At 60.3% G+C, this 20,567-nt stretch carries 17 protein-coding genes; 11 read left to right on the forward strand and 6 right to left on the reverse strand.

Annotated elements, in window-relative coordinates:
• Nucleotides 1-110: 110 nt before the first annotated feature.
• The 3 genes from AC1RN6_RS05110 to AC1RN6_RS05120 form a co-directional block, all read right to left on the reverse strand.
• The gene (locus tag AC1RN6_RS05110; RefSeq protein WP_493003561.1) at nucleotides 111-1,427 is read right to left on the reverse strand and encodes an LLM class flavin-dependent oxidoreductase; all 1,317 of its coding nucleotides are present in this window, start codon (nucleotides 1,425-1,427) and stop codon (nucleotides 111-113) included.
• A gap of 9 nt (nucleotides 1,428-1,436) precedes the next feature.
• Nucleotides 1,437-2,399: a sulfonate ABC transporter substrate-binding protein gene (locus AC1RN6_RS05115; RefSeq protein WP_493003563.1), complete on the reverse strand. Its 963-nt coding sequence runs from the start codon at nucleotides 2,397-2,399 to the stop codon at nucleotides 1,437-1,439.
• A 157-nt stretch (nucleotides 2,400-2,556) separates the two neighbouring features.
• Entirely contained in the window at nucleotides 2,557-2,979 is a 423-nt protein-coding gene (locus tag AC1RN6_RS05120; protein ID WP_493003564.1) for a hypothetical protein, read from the reverse strand.
• 160 nt (nucleotides 2,980-3,139) lie between these two features.
• On the opposite strand from AC1RN6_RS05120, the gene AC1RN6_RS05125 reads away from it, so the two are divergent.
• From AC1RN6_RS05125 to AC1RN6_RS05140, 4 genes are all read left to right on the forward strand, one after another.
• Nucleotides 3,140-3,481 (forward strand): zinc ribbon domain-containing protein YjdM, encoded by a 342-nt coding sequence (locus AC1RN6_RS05125; RefSeq protein WP_493003566.1) that lies wholly within the window; start codon nucleotides 3,140-3,142, stop codon nucleotides 3,479-3,481.
• Nucleotides 3,482-3,506: 25 nt separating this feature from the next.
• Nucleotides 3,507-4,559 (forward strand): oxidoreductase, encoded by a 1,053-nt coding sequence (locus AC1RN6_RS05130; protein ID WP_493003568.1) that lies wholly within the window; start codon nucleotides 3,507-3,509, stop codon nucleotides 4,557-4,559.
• Between the two features lie 89 nt (nucleotides 4,560-4,648).
• On the forward strand, nucleotides 4,649-5,206 hold the full coding sequence (locus tag AC1RN6_RS05135) for a chlorite dismutase family protein (protein ID WP_493003570.1): 558 nt from the start codon (nucleotides 4,649-4,651) through the stop codon (nucleotides 5,204-5,206).
• 177 nt (nucleotides 5,207-5,383) lie between these two features.
• A complete protein-coding gene (locus AC1RN6_RS05140) occupies nucleotides 5,384-6,937 on the forward strand; it encodes a methyl-accepting chemotaxis protein (protein ID WP_493003572.1) in 1,554 nt (517 codons plus the stop codon).
• A gap of 103 nt (nucleotides 6,938-7,040) precedes the next feature.
• Here AC1RN6_RS05140 and AC1RN6_RS05145 read toward each other — a convergent pair whose 3' ends face one another.
• From AC1RN6_RS05145 to AC1RN6_RS05155, 3 genes are all read right to left on the reverse strand, one after another.
• Nucleotides 7,041-8,774 carry a methyl-accepting chemotaxis protein gene (locus AC1RN6_RS05145; protein WP_493003573.1) on the reverse strand — a complete coding sequence of 578 codons (1,734 nt, stop codon included), beginning with the start codon at nucleotides 8,772-8,774 and terminating at the stop codon, nucleotides 7,041-7,043.
• A 229-nt stretch (nucleotides 8,775-9,003) separates the two neighbouring features.
• Nucleotides 9,004-10,734, reverse strand: a complete 1,731-nt coding sequence (locus AC1RN6_RS05150) for a sensor domain-containing diguanylate cyclase (protein WP_493003574.1) — start codon at nucleotides 10,732-10,734, stop codon at nucleotides 9,004-9,006.
• Between the two features lie 68 nt (nucleotides 10,735-10,802).
• A complete protein-coding gene (locus AC1RN6_RS05155) occupies nucleotides 10,803-12,119 on the reverse strand; it encodes an ABC transporter substrate-binding protein (protein WP_493003576.1) in 1,317 nt (438 codons plus the stop codon).
• Nucleotides 12,120-12,485: 366 nt separating this feature from the next.
• Here AC1RN6_RS05155 and AC1RN6_RS05160 point away from each other — a divergent pair, with 366 nt between their 5' ends.
• From AC1RN6_RS05160 to AC1RN6_RS05190, 7 genes are all read left to right on the forward strand, one after another.
• Nucleotides 12,486-13,712: a Bcr/CflA family multidrug efflux MFS transporter gene (locus tag AC1RN6_RS05160; protein ID WP_493003577.1), complete on the forward strand. Its 1,227-nt coding sequence runs from the start codon at nucleotides 12,486-12,488 to the stop codon at nucleotides 13,710-13,712.
• Between the two features lie 376 nt (nucleotides 13,713-14,088).
• Entirely contained in the window at nucleotides 14,089-14,772 is a 684-nt protein-coding gene (locus tag AC1RN6_RS05165) for a FadR/GntR family transcriptional regulator (protein WP_493003579.1), read from the forward strand.
• Between the two features lie 87 nt (nucleotides 14,773-14,859).
• Nucleotides 14,860-16,512, forward strand: coding sequence for an ABC transporter substrate-binding protein (locus AC1RN6_RS05170; RefSeq protein WP_493003580.1), 1,653 nt, complete (start codon nucleotides 14,860-14,862; stop codon nucleotides 16,510-16,512).
• An 87-nt stretch (nucleotides 16,513-16,599) separates the two neighbouring features.
• Nucleotides 16,600-17,553 carry an ABC transporter permease gene (locus AC1RN6_RS05175; RefSeq protein WP_493003582.1) on the forward strand — a complete coding sequence of 318 codons (954 nt, stop codon included), beginning with the start codon at nucleotides 16,600-16,602 and terminating at the stop codon, nucleotides 17,551-17,553.
• Between the two features lie 8 nt (nucleotides 17,554-17,561).
• Nucleotides 17,562-18,461, forward strand: a complete 900-nt coding sequence (locus tag AC1RN6_RS05180) for an ABC transporter permease (protein WP_493004720.1) — start codon at nucleotides 17,562-17,564, stop codon at nucleotides 18,459-18,461.
• A complete protein-coding gene (locus AC1RN6_RS05185; RefSeq protein ID WP_493003584.1) occupies nucleotides 18,458-19,498 on the forward strand; it encodes an ABC transporter ATP-binding protein in 1,041 nt (346 codons plus the stop codon). The genes AC1RN6_RS05180 and AC1RN6_RS05185 overlap by 4 nt, the downstream gene beginning before the upstream one ends.
• Nucleotides 19,491-20,498 (forward strand): ABC transporter ATP-binding protein, encoded by a 1,008-nt coding sequence (locus AC1RN6_RS05190; protein WP_493003586.1) that lies wholly within the window; start codon nucleotides 19,491-19,493, stop codon nucleotides 20,496-20,498. The genes AC1RN6_RS05185 and AC1RN6_RS05190 overlap by 8 nt, the downstream gene beginning before the upstream one ends.
• Nucleotides 20,499-20,567: the final 69 nt, after the last annotated feature.

The raw sequence follows: 20,567 nt of genomic DNA on the forward strand, positions 1-20,567 counted from the left end.
GTCGTCCCGGCGAACGCTGGGACCCAGTGTCGTCAAGACGTTCGATACGACGCTGGGTCCTGACTTTCGTCAGGACGACGGCTATCGTGGGTTTGCAAAGTGAGATGCCGTCAGCGCAAATGACTACGCAAGGTGTCGCCCTCGTAGTCCCAGCGGAATAGCCCGCGCCGCTGCAACTCGGGCACCGCCAGGTCGACGAAATCGTCGAAGCCTTCCGGCAGATGCGTCGGCGTGATCACAAAACCATCCGCGCCTTGATGCGCGACGATGTGCTCCATCCAGTCGGCAATATCGGCAGCCGTTCCTGCCACCTGCGGTACCAGCACGCCGCTGGCATAGAGGCGGCCGATGTCGGCCAGCGTCAGGCTGCCGTCACGCGACAATTCCTTCACCAGTTTGAACAGGCCTTGCATGCCCTCGACCTGAATGTCGTCGACCGGCGCATCCAGCGCGTATCTGGAAAAATCCACGTTCATGTGGCTCGACAGAGTCGACAGGCCGACCGCCGGATCAACCATGGCGTTGTGGCGCGCGCGCTGCTCTTCCGCTTGCGCTTTAGTGGCGGCGACAAACGGCATGACCGCGGTCAGCACCTTGATGTCCAGCGGTCGGCGGCCGAACTTTTCCGTACGGCTTTTCAGATCCAGATAGAAGCGCTGCATGCGTGCCAGGTCCGGCTGGATGCCGAACACCACCTCGGCCCAGCGCGCCGCAAAATCCTGCCCGCGATGCGATGAACCGGCCTGGATGATCACGGGGCCCCCCTGCGGCGATGCCGGAATGTTCAGCGGGCCGCGCACGTTGAAATGCGTGCCGTGATGATCGATGGGACTGACTTTGTCGGGATCGGCGTAGCGTCCGCTATCCGCTTCCAGCAGCAGCGCCTCCGGTTGCCAGCTGCGCCACAGCTTGTGTGTGACGTCGAGAAATTCGTCGGCGCGGTCATAGCGTTCGTCATGCCCAAGCGTTTCGCGCAGACCGAAATTGTCAGCTTCGCCCTGGTTGACCGAGGTCACCACGTTCCACGCTGCGCGTCCCGCCGACAGATGGTCGAGTGTGGAAAACTCCCGCGCCAGGCTATAGGGCTGCGAGTAGGTCGTCGAGCGCGTTGCCCCGAGGCCGATGCGCGAGGTAACCGCCGCAATCGCACCCAGCACCGGCAGCGGATCCATGCGCGTCGCATCCTGATCGCCGTAGGCGACGCCGTAGCGATGATCGCCGCCGAAGCGCGTCGACACCGCCAGCCGGTCGGCAAAGAACAGCAGATCGAACTTGCCGCGTTCCAGCGTCTGGGCAATGCGCTTGTAGTAATCGAGAGTGAGGAAGCCGCCTGGCCGGCTCTGCGGATGCCGCCACAGCACCTGGCTGTGAGCGGCGTTGCCGGCAATGAGAAAAGCGGCGAGATGGATCGGCTTCGAGATCGTCATGGCGCAGGCTTACAGCAGCGCTTCGCCGTAGACCTTGTCCTTGACCTGCACCGGATTCTTGATCAGATTCAGTTTGTAGAAGGCTTCGACGATTTGCTGTTGCTCCTGGATGATGCCGGCATCCATCGGCACCGTGGTGTAGTTGCGGCGTTCCGTCGCCAGGCGCAAGACCTTGGGATCGACACCCAGTTGCGGCGCCAGCAGGTCGGCGGTTTCCTGCGGATGCGCCTGGGTCCAGTTGTTGGTTTTCTTCAGTTCGGTGAACAGGATGCGGATGATGTTCTTGTTCTGGTCGACGAACTTCGGCGTGGCCAGATGGAAGGTGCGGTTGTTCGACAGGCCGGTGCCGTCGCGCAGGATGCGCGGCCGCGTCGCCAGTTCCTGACCGGCGAGGAAAGGATCCCACAAACCGGCCGCATCGACATTGCCCGATTGAAAAGCCGCGCGTACATCGGCCGCGTTGGAGACATACACCGGCACGATGTCGTTGTAGCTGAGGCCGGCTTCTTCCAGCGCGCGCACCAGCAGATATTGCACATTCCAGCCGCGGCCCAGCGCGACCTTCTTGCCCTTCAATTCCTTGATTGAGCGGATGGGCGAATCCTGCGCGACGAAGATGCCGATGCCTTTCGGATACGGCTGCTCGGCAGCCAGATAGACGGCGTTCACACCGGAGGCATTGGCGAATACCGAGGGCGTGTCGGCGGCGTGGCCGAAATCGATGGCGTCGGCGTTCAGGGCTTCCGTCAACTGCGGCCCGGCGGCGAATTCGAACCACTTCACTTTCCAGCCCAGCGGCGCCAGCGCTTTCTCCAGATTGCCGGTGCCTTTGAGGATGTTGAGCGTGTTGAATTTCTGATAGCCGATGCGCAGCGTGCGCTCTTCAGCTGCGCTGCTCCATGCGGCTGTCCCCGCCAGTGTCGCCGCAGCCGTGGCCTGCAAAAGCAGGCGGCGCTTGTTCGATGTTGTCATGTCCTGCCCCGTAGAATGTAGTGGGCGTCAAGACTAAACAAATCGATGAGGAATCCGAACGAATGCTTTCGATGATGCTTAGGCGATTTCTGCATATCCTCGAACGAGGACTGTCATCTGGAAATCAGACACGGGTCAGGTGCAGGTCAGACACAGGTCAGGCATCACCCAGCAGGTCGTGCGCATTGAGGATGGTGAAGGCGATTTCGGGATTGTTTTCCAGGCATTTGCGAATCGCCGCGGGGACGGCCTGACGCGTCTTCTTGCACAGGCCGGGGCGGTCTTCCAGCAGGATCATGAAGCCGCGCACCGTGCGCACTTCGCGCGGGCTGGGCGTAATGTGCAGCACCACGCCGAGTTGCTTATACAAGAGATTGCTGACGTGCTGTAAATCTTCGTAGCTATTGATGCGGTCGATGCGCTCGATCAGTCTGCGTTCCTGTTCCTGGGTCAGCGTCAGGATGCGCAGATCGGTGTCGACACCGGCGTGGGCATTGCTGAGCAGGCTTTCGCGATCGCACACGCACGCGCCGGGCGGGCACTCCTTGCGAATGGGGATACCGGAAATCGACTGCAGCATGCCAACTCCTGCCTGAATGTCAACGTTGCACCAAGAACCATCTTGCCGGCTCTAGTATAGCGGGGTTGTATACTGCGTACTTCGCATCCCGCCCGGCATTTTGCATTTCACATTTTGCACTCGGCCGCAGCGCGTTCGCTCCACCATCCAGAAAGCCATCATGAGTACCCTGCCAGCCTGTCCGCAATGCCAATCCGAATTCACCTACGAAGACGGTGCGCTCTACATCTGCCCCGAATGCGCGCATGAATGGTCGTCGCAAGCGTTAGAGGCTGCGGAAGAAACTGCCAAGGTATGGCGCGACGCCGCCGGCAATATTCTGCAGGACGGCGACACCGTTACCGTGATCAAGGATCTCAAGCTCAAGGGCGGCGGCGGTGTCGTCAAGATCGGCACCAAGGTCAAGAACATCCGCCTGGTCGAAGGCGATCACGACATCGATTGCAAGATCGATGGTTTCGGCCAGATGGGCCTGAAGACCGAGTTCGTCAAAAAAGTCTGAAGAATATATAACGAGGAGACCCTCCATGTCCGCAGTATTGAAGCTGGGTTTGATGGGCTACGGCTTTGCCGGTTCGACCTTTCATGCGCCGGTGATCGCGCATAGCGGCCGCACCGAGATTTCCGTGATCGCGACATCGCAGGCCGAACGCGCCCGCGCCGATTATCCCGATGCCGCCGGCGTCGACATTGTGCCGGATTTCGACGCCTTGCTGGCGCGTGCGGATATCAGCTGCATCGTCATCGCCACACCCAACGACACCCACTTCGATCTGGCCCGCCGCGCACTGAACGCCGGCAAGCATGTGGTGGTCGACAAGCCGGTGACCTTGTCCGGCGCCGATGCCAAAGCACTGGCAGCGTTGGCGACGCAGCGCGGCTTGCTGTTTGCGCCCTTCCACAACCGGCGCTGGGATGGCGACTTCATGACCCTGCGCGCCCTGATTGCCGACGGCAAATTGGGACGCGTCACGCATTACGAATCGCATTTCGACCGCTTCCGCCCCGTGATTCCAAAACGCTGGCGTGAAGAAGCGGCGCACGGCGGCGGTCTGCTGTTCGATCTGGGACCGCATCTGATCGATCAGGCGCTGGCCTTGTTCGGTGCGCCAGACGCCATCTCAGCGACGGTGAGGCAGCAACGCGACAACGCGCAGGTGCCGGACTACGTGCATCTGCAATTGCACTACGCCGACAAGGAAGTCATCCTGCACGCGAGTGCACTGACTGCTCTGCCGCCGCCGCGCTTTACCGTGCACGGCACGCGCGGCAGCTATGTCATCAACGGCCTTGACGTGCAGGAGGACCAGCTCAAGGCGGGGCTGCGTCCCGGCGATACGGGCTTCGGCAAGAATCCTGCAGGTCTGCTGCGCGAAGCCGACGGCGAGCACGACGTGCAATCGGCTTACGCCACGCAGGACGGCGACTATGCAGGCTTCTACCGCGCAGTGGCGGAGACGCTGCTCGACGGCAAGCCTTTCCCTGTCGCGGCGCAGGATGCGGTCAATGTCATGCACATCATCGACCTTGCCATCCGCAGCGATGCCGAGGGCCGGCGCTTGTCCTTTGTCTCTGATTGAAATAAGGCGCTGTCCTTGCCTGACTGATGTAAGAAGCGCCGTGATGAGGCGACTAACAACAATTAAAAACATCATCAGCGAGGGTAGGCATGAACGAACGGCTTTGGAGTTTTTCCGGCGGTGATCAAGGGCAGTGGCGGGTGATGGATGTCATCGCTATCGCCGGTGAACCGTTGGCCATGACAACGCAACTCGACATCGCCAATGGCGTGCCAAACCGGCCGGCGGTCTGGACGCTGCAAGGCGTCACGAGCAATGAGCGCTATGTGCAGCAGGTCGAGAAACAGAAGCTCGTTGCCGTTCAGCAAGGTCTGGGTCGTCCGGCATCCACCCACGCGGCGCTGATTCCCATCCGCAAGAGCGCGGCATGGTGGGCGCTAGCACAGGACGAGCGGCGCGACGTCCTCGAAACGCAATCACGCCACATAGAAATCGGCTTGCGCTACCTGCCGCCGATTGCCCGCCGGCTGCATCATTGTCGCGATCTTGCCACTGCACAAGCCTACGATTTTCTGACCTGGTTCGAGTTTGCTCCCGAACATGCCAGCGCCTTTGACGACCTTCTCGCTGCCTTGCGCCGCACGCCCGAGTGGGCTTATGTCGAGCGCGAAACCGAGGTGCGCTTGCAGCGTAATGACGGAAACTGATTTCAGCACAAATCGCAGTGCAAATCATTGACGCTTTATGTTGCGCAGCAACAGTGTAACTTTACCGACAATATATATTCTCCGTATGTTTAAAACGCGGTAATCTGCATTCAAGTCCGGGAGAAAAGGGCGAGGGGAACTACATCAAAACGACAGCAAGCGGGGACGATCGCCATCATGAAACAACTTTCCAACATGCGGATTTCCAGCCGCCTGATTTTCGGTTTTGCCATCGTTCTGATCCTGGCAATCATCTCCACTTCGATGGGGCTGATCAATGCCAGGCGCAACGCAGAATCCACCCGTGCCATGATGGAGCTGCCGCTGGCCAAAGAGCGGTTGGTTGCCGACTGGTTCGTGCTCACCTATTCGGCGATTGTGCGCACCTCCATGATTGCGCGCAGCTCCGATGCCAATCTGTCGGAGACCTTCAAGGAAGCCATTGCCGCCAGCGTCGTCTCGGGCAGCGGTATCATCAAGCAGATCGAGCCGCGCCTGAGTTCGGAAGATGAAAAGGCGCTGTTCAAGGAAATCATCGCCGCGCGCAACAAGTACCAGGCCGCCAAGGAACTGGTCATGAATACACGCAAGACCGGCGACGGTCCTGCGGCCGAGAAAGCCTACAAGGACGTATTCGAGCCGGCGTCCAAGGCCTACTCGGACAAGGTCAACGCCCTCCTGGCGATGCAGCGCAAGGCGATCGACCAGATGGCCGTCGACATCGACCGCACCAATACGCGCGGCATGCAGCTGATGATGGTGCTGGGTGTCTTGCTGGTGATTATCAGCGTGGTGGCGGTGCTGATCATTTCGCGCAGCATCACGACGCCGTTGAAGCGCGCGCTGCAGGTGGCCAAGATGGTGGCGGCGGGCGATCTGACCGCCAGCATCGAGAAGCAGGGCAAGGATGAAATCGCCGAGCTGATGCAAGCACTCGATGAAATGAATGAAGCGCTGCGCAAGATCGTGTCGGAAGTGCAGACCGGCACCGAATCGATTTCTACAGCAGCTAATGAAATCGCTTCCGGCAATTTCGACTTGTCGTCGCGCACCGAGCAGCAGGCGGGTTCGCTTGAAGAAACCGCCGCGTCGATCGAGCAGCTCACGTCCACCGTCAAGCAGAATGCCGAGAACGCACGCCAGGCCAACCAGTTGGCGCAGAACGCCTCCGACGTGGCCGTCAAAGGCAGCGGCGTGGTCTCGCAAGTGGTCGACACCATGGGCGCCATCAACGAATCTTCGAAAAAAATCGTCGACATCATCAGCGTGATTGACGGCATCGCCTTCCAGACCAACATCCTGGCCTTGAACGCTGCAGTAGAGGCGGCCCGTGCCGGCGAACAAGGCCGCGGCTTTGCGGTGGTGGCATCGGAAGTGCGCAGCCTGGCGCAACGCAGCGCGGCCGCAGCCAAGGAAATCAAGACCCTCATCGGCGACTCGGTGGAAAAAGTCGGTTCCGGCAGCCGGTTGGTGGAGCAAGCCGGCGTCACCATGAGCGAGATGGTGGAAAGCGTCAAACGCGTTACGCTCATCATGGGCGAGATCGCCACGGCCAGCCATGAACAAAGCGCCGGTATCGAACAGATCAACCAGGCCGTCACCGAGATGGACAACACCACGCAGCAGAACGCCGCGTTGGTGGAGCAGGCCACCGCCACCTCGGAACTGTTGCAGGCGCAGGCCGGCAAGCTGGCCGAAGCCGGGCGGCAATTCAAGCTCGGGCATGTCTGAGCCGAGCAGGCTTAAATCGGATAATTTAAAAAAACGGGCGCCTTTTTACAGGCGCCCGTTTTTTATTTCAACGGCTGGTTCACATGCAAGATGCAGTTTGCGATCAGAAGGTTTCCCAATCTTCCGAACCGTCGTTGACCGGCTTTCTCACAGGTTGCGGCGCCGGGATCAGACGTGTTGCAGGTTTGTCCGCAGCGCGAGCAATTGCAGCAGGACGCTGTGGCGTGATATTCCTGAGCGGCGTTGCCGCCCCCGGTGCACGTGGCAATGTGTCGGATGTCGCGACGGCAACGCCGTTGGCATCCAGTTTGAATACGCTGACAACCTGCGCCAGACGCGCGGCCTGATCCTGCAAGGAGCCGGCCGCGGCTGCAGCTTGTTCCACCAGCGCTGCATTCTGTTGCGTCACCTGATCCATCTGCGTGATGGCGTGATTGACTTCGCCGATGCCGGTGCTCTGTTCCTGCGTCGCGGCGCTGATCTCGGCCACGATGTCGCTCACGCGCTTGACGCTGCTGACGACGTCGGCCATGGTCTTGCCGGCCTGTTCCACCAGACGCGTACCTGAACCGACCTTGTCGACCGAGTCGCCGATGAGCGTCTTGATTTCCTTGGCGGCGGATGCCGAGCGTTGCGCCAGGCTGCGTACTTCCGAGGCCACTACCGCAAAGCCGCGGCCTTGTTCGCCGGCGCGGGCAGCTTCCACTGCAGCGTTCAGGGCGAGGATGTTGGTCTGGAAGGCGATGCCGTCGATCACGCTGATGATGTCGACGATACGGCGCGAGGATTCGTTGATGGCTTCCATGGTGTCGACCACTTGCCCAACCACGGCGCCGCCTTCGACCGCGACTTTGGAGGCCGACAAGGCCAGCGCATTGGCTTCGCGCGCGTTGTCGGCGTTCTGTTTAACGGTGGAAGTCAGTTGCTCGACAGCGGAGGCGGTTTCTTCCAGCGAACCGGCCTGCTGTTCGGTGCGCGACGACAGGTCGAGGTTGCCGGTAGCGATCTCCGACGAGGCAGTGGCGATGGTGTCGGCGCCCGAGCGCACTTCGCGCACAGTCTTGAGCAGGTTTTGCGTCATGTCATGCAGGCCTTGCAGCAATTGGCCGATTTCATCTTTGCGATCCACGACAACGTGGTTGCTGAGGTCGCCTGCCGCAACGGCGGCAGTCGCTTGTACGGCGCGGTGCAGCGGACGCGTGATGCCTTCGGCCAGACGCCACGAGGTCAGAATGCCCAGCAGCAGCGCCACCACGCCGACGGCGATCAGAATCACTCGACCGGAGCGGTACTGATCGTCAACGATTGCAGCGTTGCGATTGATCACCTCTTTCTGGTGCGCGGCGACCGCGTTGACGCGCGCCGTGTATTCCTTCATCGCCGGAATCAGCTTGCTGTCGAGTTCAGCCAAGGCGCCGGCTTCATCGCCGGTTTCCTTCATCTTGAAGACCTTGTTGCGCAGATCGTTGTAGACCTTGCGTTGCTCCAGCAATGAACTGAACAATTTGCGTCCCTCGTCGGACTTGATCATTTCATCGAGCTGCTTCTGGACCGCGCTGGTGCGGTCCACGGTGCCGGCTACCTGATCCTTGAAGAACTTCTGATGGTCGGGGTTGCTGCTCTTGATCAGCGCCACCGTGCGCACGCCGTTGGCGTCGATGTTGGCGGCCCATTCGGACGCCAGGCGTTCTTTCGTCAGATCCTGGCTGATCATGCTGGCGGTGCGGCTGCCGATGTCCTGCAGGCGCCATACGCCGATCACGGTCATCAACACCAGCAGGGATAACACCAGAGCAAATCCAAGCCCCAGCCGCGAACCAATGCGGATATTTTTCATATTCGTCTCGTCCAGATATTGTTTTGTCGTTCCCGCGCGGGGGATGCGCGGGGCAATCTGCATACTAGTCCAGCATGCCGCATCGCAATCCGGTGAAAAGGCCGGTAAAGCGGGGCTTTATGGCCGATGAATACGACTACATCGCGGGAATGTAGCGTTTTGTTATTGAAAAATTAATGCCTGTGAGAGGCAAGCCTTGCCGAGAGAAACGCCATACCGGGTAGGTGAATCAATCCGCCGCCGGTCCGCCGGCGATGCCGTTGCGGTCGTTGAGCACGACGCGGTTGCGTCCCTGCGATTTGGCCAGGTACATTGCCACGTCGGCCATGCGCAGCAGCGTATCGGTGCTCATGCCCTCGTCGACCAGCACCGCCGTCACACCGATGCTGCAGGTGACGTAGCCGAACGGCGAATCCTCATGCGGGATGCGCAGGTTCTCGATGGCGGCTCGGATGTTTTCTCCCAGCTGCATCGCATGGTCGCTGTCGCTTTCGGCCACGATGATGGAAAACTCTTCGCCGCCGTAGCGTGCCGCCAGATCGGTGGCGCGGCGCGAGCTGGTGCGCAGGATCTGCGCCACGGTACGCAGGCAGGCATCGCCGGCCAGATGGCCGTAGCGATCGTTGTAATTCTTGAAGAAATCCACATCCAGCATCAGCAGCGCCAGCGGCTTTTGCGAGCGCACCGCGCGCCGCAATTCGGTGGCCAGCGCCTCGTCGAAGCGACGGCGGTTGGCGATGCCGGTGAGACTGTCGGTGGCGCTCAGGGCTTCCAGTTTTTGATTGACCAGTTCCAGCTCGCGGGTACGCGCGGCGACCTGTTCTTCCAGATGTTCGTTGTGCTGATAAACCTTGCTGGCCATTTCATTGAAGCGCTGCGACAGCACGGTGATTTCGTCCTTGCCTTCGTAATCCATGCGGATCAGATAGTTGCCGGTCTTGGTTTCCTTCATCACGCCGACCAGTTGCTTGAGGGGCAGCGAAATGCTGCGCGCGATGATGAAGGACAGCGCGAACGAAACGATGAAACACAGCACGCCGATGAAGATGATCTTGTTGCGGATTGAGCGCACCTCGGCGTTGAGCGCATTGAGCGGCGTGGTGCTGACCACCATCCAGTCGGTATGCGGAATCGGTGCAAAAGCGGCGAGGTGTTTTTTCTTGTTGCTGTCCTGGTAAGACGTGAAGTCCTTGCCGCCGCCGGCGACCGTCTGGGCAATGGCGCCGACCAGGCCGGCTTCCACGGCGTCGCTGTTGTCCTGGTTGCCGACAACGATGCGGCCGTCGCGGCTGTCGACCACGAACAGGCGCGAGCCGTAGCCGAGATCCACCGAATCGAAGATGCGCGAAAAATGCGAGGGCTTGAGTCCGATGAACAAGGTGCCCGCCAGCCGGTTGTTACCCTTGAAGAGAATGTCGCGCAGCATCACCACGCTCTTCTGGCCGGCGGCGGTACTGTAGGTGCTCCAGTAGGGTTTGCCCTTCATGTCGGGCGCTTCGTCGACGAAGTGGGCGACGCCGTCGCCGAGTTGGGCAAACACTTGCGAGTCCATGATCCGGTGCTTGCGGTCGAGCACGTACTTCTGATTGACGTACTCAAAGGAGCCGTAGTTCTCCAGCATCAGCCGCGTCATCTCGGCATGCGCGGCGACGCGCTCGGATTCGTTACGGCTGTAATAGGCCGTCAGTGCGCCTTGCATGCGCTCGGAAATCACCAGTTCTTCACTGGAAGACTCGATCTTCTCGATCTGCTGCAGCATGTTCTGGGCGACCTGCTTGACCACTTCGCCGGCGAAGATGCGGATCTTTTCCTGCGAAGCGTTGCTCGATTCGCGATAGGCGACGATGCCGGCAATCAGCAGTGGCACCAGTGACACCAGCATGAAGGAATTGATCAGCCGATAGCGGATCTCGATCTTGCGCAGCAGTTTCAGCGACAGGAAATCCAGCAGCTTTCTCATCGCGGCAGCTTTCCGCACGCGCTATCGCGTGTCGCCGGTGCTGTTGGGGCGGGCAGAAAAAGCATCGCTTATTTGTTCTCCGTTCTGGCTTCATGCCGGATCGATTTCTCCAGCGCCTGGGCGGCCTGGCGCGGCGTCTTTTTACCGAACAGCACATCTTGCAGCAGCGGATGCAGCATGTCGATGGTGTTGGTCGGCAGATAAGAATAATACGGTCCCGCCGTCAGCGGCGCCTGTGTGGCATGCTGCACATAGTCGACGATTTGCTGGTCGGTGACGGTCTTGCCGCCGACGTATTTCAGCGGCGAGACATTTTGCCGCTTGTTTTGCATGATGGGATAACCCCTGTCGTAGATGAATTCGAGGAACTTCATCGTGGCTTTCTTGTTGCGTGTTTCAGCCACGGCAAAACCTGTTTCGCTGCCGACCACCGGCACCACGGCTTTTCCCGGCGCATTCCATGGCGGCACAAATGTCCCGGTTTCAAAATGATTGCCATGCATCAACTGGCCCGATGACCACGTACCCTGGAACGCCATGGCCGCCTTGCCCTCTGCGAACAGACGGTTGCCTTCGTCATAGCTGGTGCTCATGTAGCCGCGCTGGACGTAGCCCTTGTCGGCAATCAGCTTGATCTTGGAAAAAATGTCGACCGCGGCGTCGTTGTTCAGATCCAGGCTGCCATCGGCGATGCGGGCTTTCCAGTCCTTCGGATAACGCGCCACTACATTATTGGCAAAACCGAAACTGAACGGCCCGTTGGCCAGCATGTTGGGAAACGCGCCGCTCCAGACGATGGGCGTGAAACCGGCCTTGCGCAATGCCGCGCAGGTGGAAAGAAATTCGTTGAAATTTCCCGGCAGGCTTTTGATGCCGGCTTTGCGGAACATGTCCTTGTTGTAATAGATCAGCGTCGCCGCGACTCCGCCCGAAATGCCGAAGCGCTTGCCGTACAACGTGGTCCAGTCCGGCTTGAGCGAGTCCAGCATATTGTCCCAGGCGGCGCTGCTGCCGACGTCGGCAAGAATGCCCTGCGTCGCCAGCTCGGCGGCATAAGCATTCGCATTGATCGAGATCAGGTCGGGCAGGTTGTTGGTGGCGACTTTGGGTTTGAGGTTTTCTTCGACCGAATTGCCGATCATGAACTGCACGTCGACGGTGATGTCAGGATTTTCGCGGTGGAAAGCATCGGCGATCTTGTGCATTTCATCCGGCCAGTCAGGAGCCCATACCAGCGCCGTCAGACGTGTACGCGTCGCAGGCGCGGAAGAAGTGCTGTCGGCAGATTGATCGCAGCCCGACAACAGACTGCAACAACAGAGAACGGCAGTGGCGGCAAACGTGGTGAGAACACCCGAGGCTCTTTTTCTTCTTGCGTGACCCATGAATCTTTCCTGAAACCTTCCCCAATCTGGCTACCGATAAAAACATTCCGCGTAGTACGGAGAAGTATTCGTCCAGCTTTTTTATTCCATCTTTATTTAATATTCAGTGTGCCATCTTTTACGTATTCTGCAGACGAATGTTGAGGGTTCTGTGGAAAAATTTACGTCTTCGTTGTCGCCGCGCCATCTTTGCGTGTATCCGGCTCACGCGGGTTTGCCCGGCTACAGCGCCTGCCGGAAGCTTTATCTCTCAGACGGTATAATGACGGGCGTCGCATGCCATTCTGCGACGATCAATTTGCGCAAATCATTCCCTCTCTTCTGGTTCGACCGTCTTTTGCATCAGGCGGTATTTGTCATTTTTTCATGCATACAGACTCTTCGCCTTTTCAGGGCAAACGCCTTCCCGGCTGGCTGATATTGATGGCCGCGCTGACGGCGATGGGCGCCTTGTCGATCGACATGTACCTGCCCAGTTTTTCCTTCATCGCCAAAGATCTCGGCGTGGGCAGCAACACGATTCAGCTGACGCTGTCGACTTTCCTGATTGGCCTGGCGCTTGGGCAAATGTTCTATGGTCCCATCAGCGACCGCTTCGGCCGCAAGCCCCCGCTGTATTTCGGCATCTGCCTGTACGTGGTGTCGTCGATCGGCTGTACCTTCGCACCGAATATCGAAACGCTGCTGGTGCTGCGTTTTTTTCAGGGACTCGGCGGCAGCTCCGGCATGGTGATCCCGCGCGCCGTGGTGCGCGACAAGATGGGCGCGGAAGGCGCCGCCCGCGCGTTCTCGATGCTGATGCTGGTGTTCGGCCTGGCGCCAATCCTCGCGCCGTTCATCGGCGGCTTGTTGCTAACCTTCTCGACCTGGCGCGCCATCTTCGCAACGCTGACCGTGTTCGGCGCCATCTGTCTGATCTGCACCCACCGCGTGATGGAAGAAACCCGCGACCAGGCCCACGTGGTGCCGCTGCATCTGGGCCGCGTGCTGCGCCAATATCTGGATCTGTTGCGGCATCGCCAGTTCATGGCCTACGTCTTGTGCGGCGGTCTGATTCAGGCCGGCTTGTTCGCTTATATTTCAGGCGGCCCGTTTGTGATCATTGAACTGCACGGCATCAAGCCGCAGAATTTCGGTTTCGTCTTCGGCGCCAACGCCATCGGCCTGATTGCCTGTTCACAGATCAATGCACGTCTGGTGATCAAACGCAGCGCCGACCGCGTACTGGGCAAGATCATCTGGATTCCGGCCATCCTGACCACCACGGTGGCGGTATTGGTCGTCTGCGGCTACGAGAGTCTGCCGCTGCTGCTGATCGGTTTCTTCGGCTTCCTGTCCTGTCACGGTTTCGTCGGTCCCAACGCCTCGGCCATCGCGCTGGCGCAGCAAGGAAAACAAGCAGGCACGGCGGCGGCGCTGATGGGTACGCTGCAATTCGGCATCGGCATGCTGTCCGGCGTCGTGATGGGTTTGTGGCACGACGGCACGGCCTTGCCTCTGGTGACGGTGATGGCGGTGTGCGGGGTTGCTGCGCTGCTGTTGTATCGCTACGTCGCGCGTCACACCATGCCGGCGGTGATGCCTCAGGCCTGATTGCATCAGCGCTGCTGAAGCAAATTTCTCGCCGATACCTTCTTATCCTTCGCCGTCGTCCCGGCTTTCGTCAGGACGACGGGAGGTGATGATCACGCGCTGGGCGGAAAAATCTTCGCCCACTTGCGTGTCGCCTCTCTTCATTTTTCATCTCCATTTTTCGTGCACGCTTTCGCGCACACGCTTGCATGAAATTCGTGCGGCGGTTTTTTTCGGAGCGTTTTTTCATCGCTTATCGCCACCTCTTGCGCTCGCATTCGTCAACGCGGCAAGCCCGTTTCTGTCTATGTAATCGCCATTTTTCGAGGTAGGTGGCATATCAATTGCTATATCGGTTCTTGCGGTCTGACCAGTCAGACCAAAAAAGGGAAAACCGATGAGCATGCCCAATATCGCTGCGCAAACTTTGCAACGCCAGATCCTGTCCGGGACCTATAAAACCGGCCAGATGCTGCCCGGCCAGCGCGACCTAGCCGAGTCGCTGGGCATCAGCCGCGCCTCCTTGCGCGAAGCCTTGTCGATGCTTGAAGCGCTGGGTTTCATCCGCTCCATGCCGGGCAAGGGCACGCTCGTCACCTCCGGCCGCAGCCATCCAGCTGCGAAGGAAAAGGCGACCTCGGCGGCACCTTCCTCGGCAGAGCTGCAATCGACCTTTCAATTGCGCTATGTGGTTGAGCCTGACGCCGCTGCACTGGCTGCGCGCGTCACCAACATGCACACCACACCGCGCCTGTGGAGCGTGCAGACGCGCTTCGAAGATGCCCTCAAGACAGTGGACCTGGTCAGCGCCTCGCAGGCCGATCTGGCCTTCCATCAGCTGATCGCCGAGTTGTCCGGCAACTCCGGCCTGCTGCAGATTTCCCGCGATTTTGAAACCCGCATCAGTCACAGCCTGCGCCTGCCGTTCGCCGATCATTCGCGCATCTGGGAGCCGGCCGAAGAACATCGCGCCATCGCGGCGGCGATTTCGGCGGGCGATGCCGACGGCGCCCGCGCGGCAATGCAGGCGCATTTGCTGCATACCGCTGCGCGCGCCGGGATTTCATTCTTGCAGCCGTGACCGTTTTGTTTCACCTCTGATTCAACTTTGCTTCACCGTAAAAAACCAAGTCCTCCATCACGTCGTTCTCGTAAAGGAAGCATCAACATGAAACTGACCAAACCAAGCGCACTCACCTTGGCCTGTACTTTGGCTTTCGGCTTGCTCATTAGCGCCGGCGCGCACGCTGAAAAAGTCTTGCGCATCGCCATGACCGCAGGCGACATCCCGCGCACGCTGGGCCAGCCTGACCAGGGTTTTGAAGGCAACCGCTTCACCGGTATCCCGATGTACGACAGCCTGACGCAATGGGATCTGTCCAAAGCCGACAAGCCCAGCGAAGTGATTCCCGATCTGGCCGTGTCGTGGGCGGTCGACGCCAAGGACAAGACCAAGTGGATCTTCAAGCTGCGTCCGGGCGTCAAGTTCCATGACGGCTCCGCCTTCAACGCCGACGCCGTGGTGTGGAACGTCAACAAGGTGCTCGACAAGGATGCGCCCAACTTCGACCCGAGCCAGGTCGGCGTGACCGCATCGCGCATGCCGACGCTGCGTTCGGCCAAGAAGATCGACGACCTTACCGTCGAGCTGACCACGTCCGAGCCGGATTCCTTCCTGCCGATCAATCTGACCAACCTGTTCATGGCTTCGCCGCTGCAATGGGCCAAGAAGCTGGCCGCCGTTCCGGGTTCCGTGAGCGACAAGGCCGAGCGTGCCAAGCAAGCATGGGCCGCGTTCGCCGCCGACGCCTCCGGCACCGGTCCGTTCAAGATGACCAAGTTCGTGCCGCGCGAGCGTCTGGAACTGGCGAAAAATCCGGAATACTGGGATGCCAAACGCCGTCCGCAAATCGACAAGGTGGTGATGCTGCCGCTGCCGGAAGCCAATTCGCGCACCGCCGCTCTGTTGTCCGGCCAGGTCGACTGGATCGAAGCACCTGCGCCTGACGCGCTCGACACCATCAAGGCGCGCGGCTTCAAGATTTATTCCAATCCGCAACCGCACGTGTGGCCGTGGCAGTTGTCCTTTGTGCCCGGCTCGCCATGGCTGGACAAGCGCGTGCGCTACGCCGCCAACCTGTGCGTGAACCGTCCCGCGATGAAGCAATTGCTGGGCGGCCTGATGGGCGAAGCCACCGGCACGGTCGAGCCGGGCCATCCATGGCGCGGCAATCCGAGCTTCCATATCAAGTACGACCCGGACGGCGCACGCAAGCTGATGGCCGAGGCCGGTTACTCGGCCGCCAAGCCGCTCAAGGTCAAGGTGCAGATTTCGGCCTCCGGTTCCGGCCAGATGCAGCCGCTGCCGATGAATGAGTTCATGCAGCAAAACCTGAAGGCCTGCTTCTTCGATGTGCAGTTCGACGTGATCGAATGGAACACGCTGTACACCAACTGGCGCATCGGCGCCAAAGATCCGAGCGCCCACGGTTCGGATGCGGTGAACATCAGTTTCGCCTCGATGGATCCGTTCTTCGCGATGGTGCGTTTCGTCAGCTCCAAGGCCGCGCCGCCGGTGTCGAACAACTGGGGCTTCTACAGCAACCCGGAAGTCGACGCCATCATCGCCAAGGCCCGCACCACGTTTGACGCCAAGCCGCGCGACGCTCTGCTGGCGCAGCTGCATGCCAAGATCGTCGATGAAGCGCCGTTCGTCTGGGTGGCGCATGACACCGGTCCGCGCGCCATCTCGGCCAAGGTCAAGGGCGTGGTGCAGCCGCAAAGCTGGTTCATCGATATCGCCACCATGTCGATGGATTAAGTGCAGATTTGAACTGACGTTGTAAACATTGCTGCCGGCGTTGCGAGGGTAATGCCGGCGGCAAGAATGACTTACTGAAGACTCCCCATGATTTCCTATCTGATCCGCCGCGTGCTGTATGCCTTGCCCATCATGCTGGGTGTGGCATTCCTGTGCTTCATGCTGGTTCATATTGCACCGGGCGATCCGCTGGTGTCGATTCTGCCGCCGGATGCGTCCGTCGATTTGCAGAAGCAGCTGATGGAACTCTACGGTTTCAATCGCAGCTATCCCGAACAGTTTTTCAGCTGGGTCTGGCGTGCCGTGCACGGCGACCTCGGCAGTTCCATCGCCACCGGACGTCCGGTGGCGCAAGAAGTCTTCAAGGCCGTCGGCAATACCTTCATGCTTGCCGCGCTGGCGACACTGATCGGCTTTTTCTTCGGCTCGCTGTTCGGTTTTGTCGCCGGCTATTTCCGTAATTCCTGGGTCGACAAGATCGCTTCCTTCATCTCCGTGATCGGCGTCAGCGTGCCGCACTACTGGCTCGGCATGGTGCTGGTCATCATCTTTTCTTCGCAACTGATGTGGCTGCCCGCGACCGGAGCCGGGCCTGACGGTTCGGCTGCCTGGGTATGGGATTTCGAACACGTCAAATATTTGATCATGCCGGCGGTGACCATGTCCTTCATCCCCATGGGCATCATTGCGCGCACAGTGCGGGCGCTGGTGGCCGACATCCTGTCGCAGGAATTCGTGATCGGCCTGAGAGCGCGCGGTCTCAGCGAGTTCGGCGTGTTCTGCCATGTGGTCAAGAACTGCGCCCCGACTTCCATGGCTGTCATGGGCTTGCAGCTCGGCTATCTGTTGGGCGGCTCGATTCTGATCGAGACCGTGTTCTCCTGGCCCGGTACCGGCTTCCTGCTGAACCAGGCGATCTTCCAGCGCGACCTGCCGCTGCTGCAAGGCACGATCCTGGTGCTGGCGCTGTTCTTCGTGTCGCTGAACCTGCTGGTCGACATCCTGCAAACCGTGTTCGATCCTCGCATAGAAAGGGCCTGACAATGACTATGCAAGCCATACCGGCGACTGCTGCTGTTTCTTCTGACGTGGTAGCACCCTACAAACGCTCGCGCGGCCATTGGGCCAATGTCGCCGCGCGCATCGTCCGTAACCCGCTGGCGATGATCGCCGCCGTCATCCTGCTGGCGCTGATCGGCATTGCGATCTTCGCGCCATGGATCATGCCGGCCGATCCCTTCGCCACCTCGATGTTCACGCGCCTGAAACCGATCGGCACGCCGGATCACTTCTTCGGCACCGACGAACTCGGCCGCGATCTGCTGTCGCGCCTGATGCTGGGCGGCCGTCTGTCGCTGTTCATGGGCATCACGCCGGTGCTGATGGCCTTCGTCATCGGCAGCGGCATCGGCATCCTGGCCGGTTATGCCGGCGGTTTCATCAACACCGCGATCATGCGCACCATCGATGTGCTGTACGCCTTTCCGTCGGTGCTGCTGGCGATTGCCTTGTCGGGCGCGCTTGGCGCAGGTATCGTCAATGCGCTGACTTCGCTGACCATTGTCTTCATTCCACAGATTGCGCGCATTGCCGAGAGCGTCACCACGCAGGTGCGTCGCAGCGATTACGTGGACGCGGCGCGTGCCTCGGGAGCGAGCGCCTTCACCATCGTGCGCGCCCATGTGCTGGGCAACGTGCTCGGGCCGATCTTCGTGTATTCGACAAGCCTGATTTCGGTGTCGATGATCCTGGCCTCGGGTTTGTCCTTCCTCGGCCTCGGCGTCAAACCGCCTGAGCCGGAGTGGGGCCTGATGCTCAACACGCTGCGCACGGCGATCTACACACAACCGTGGGTGGCGGCATTGCCGGGCGCCTTCATTTTCATCACATCGATTTCGTTCAACATGCTGTCCGACGGCTTGCGTTCGGCAATGGAGGTCAAGCAATGACAGACGAACGCGATATCGGCGGACCGCGCCAGCCTTTGCTGCAGGTGCGCAATCTGCTCAAGCATTTTCCGCTGAAGGGCAAGGGCCTGCCCTTTGCTTCGCCACGCAGCGCGGTGCGTGCAGTGGATGGCGTCAACTTCGACATCCTCAAGGGCGAGACCTTGGGCGTGGTCGGCGAATCCGGCTGCGGCAAGTCGACCACGGCGCGCGTGCTGATGCAGCTGATCAATCAGGACAGCGGCGAGCTGGTGTTCGACGGCGAAACGGTCGGCTCGCGCGCCTTGCCGCTGCGCCAGTTTCGCCGCCAGACGCAGATGGTGTTTCAGGACAGCTACTCCTCGCTCAATCCGCGCATGACGATCGAAGACTCGATCGCCTTCGCGCCGACAGTGCATGGCGTGCCGTCGCGCGAAGCGATCACTCGCGCACGCGATCTGCTGGCGCGCGTCGGCTTGCAGCCGGAGCGTTTTGCCGGCCGCTATCCGCATGAGTTGTCCGGCGGCCAGCGTCAGCGCGTCAACATTGCGCGCGCCCTGGCGCTGGAGCCGCGTCTGGTGATTCTCGATGAAGCCGTATCGGCGCTCGACAAATCAGTCGAAGCGCAGGTGCTCAATCTGCTGCTCGACCTCAAGCAGGAATTCGGATTGACGTATCTGTTCATCAGCCACGATCTCAATGTCGTGCGCTTCATCTCCGACCGCGTGCTGGTGATGTATCTGGGTCAGGTGGTGGAGATCGGTTCGTCGGATCAGGTGTTCGACCAGCCCAAGCATCCCTACACGCGCGCGCTGCTCAAATCGATGCCCAGCATGGATCCGCTGCAACGCACGATGGAAGCGCCGCTGGCGGGCGATCCGCCCAATCCGATCAATCCGCCGGGCGGCTGCCGCTTCCATACGCGCTGCGCATTTGCCCAGCCGGTATGCAGCCAGCGCGCGCCGGTGTTTGCCGATGACGATAGCGGCCACGGCGTCGCCTGTCTGCGTTACGAAGCCGACACCGCCTCTTTGTTTGCCAGCGAGGCCAGCTATGCATGACATGATTTCATTGCGCGATCTGCAAGTGCAATTCTTCGCGCCGAAAAAACTGATCCGCGCCGTCAACGGCGTCAACCTCACCGTCGGCCAGGGCGAAGTGGTAGCGCTGATCGGGGAGTCGGGCTCGGGTAAAAGCGTCACGCTGCGCTCCATCATGCGCCTGCATTCGGAACGCTCGACCCGCATCAGCGGCGGGCTGGAAGTCGACGGCAAGGACGTGCTGAAGATGTCGCAGCGTGAACTGGCAGCCTTGCGCGGCGACACCGTGGCGATGATCTTTCAGGAGCCTTTGCTCGCGCTGGATCCCGTCTACACCGTCGGTGCGCAGATCATCGAAGCGATTCGCCGCCACAAGAAAGTATCGAAGAGCGAAGCGCACAAGCAGGCGCTGAGCCTGTTCGAGAAAGTCCGCATTCCGAGTCCGGAACGCCGTCTCGACGCTTATCCGCACGAGATGTCCGGCGGCATGCGCCAGCGCGCGATGATTGCACTGGCCTTGTCGTGCTCGCCCAAAGTGTTGCTGGCCGACGAACCGACCACCGCGCTCGACGCCACCGTGCAGATTCAGATCCTGCTCTTGCTGCGCGATCTGCAAAAGGAACTCGGCCTGTCCATCGTCTTCGTCACGCACGACATCGGCGCCGCCGCCGAAGTCGCGGACCGCATCGCCGTTATGTACGCCGGCAAGATCATCGAGCAAGGTCCGGCGGCAGAGCTGCTGACGCGGCCGCGCCATCCTTACACCTTGTCGCTGCTCAAGAGCCGCAGCCACGGCGCCATGCAAAAAGGCCAGCGCCTGGAAACCATCGGCGGCGTACCGCCGGACCTGAGCAACCTGCCGCCCGGCTGCGCCTTTGCCGAGCGCTGCAAATACGCCGTCGCCGAATGCCGCAGCGTGCAGCCGCGCGAAGAGACGCTCTCGCCCGGCCACGTCGTGAGCTGCCTGCGCGTGCATCAGATTGCGGCAGGCGCGCCGGCTGCCGGTGCAACCGCAAGTTGAACCTGTCGTGAGCAATCCGATCCATTTCTTATCCTTGTTGCTTCATCCTTCTTACGTCCGAAAGAATCA

It is taken from the genome of Herbaspirillum sp. GW822-FHT03A08, from assembly GCF_058801885.1.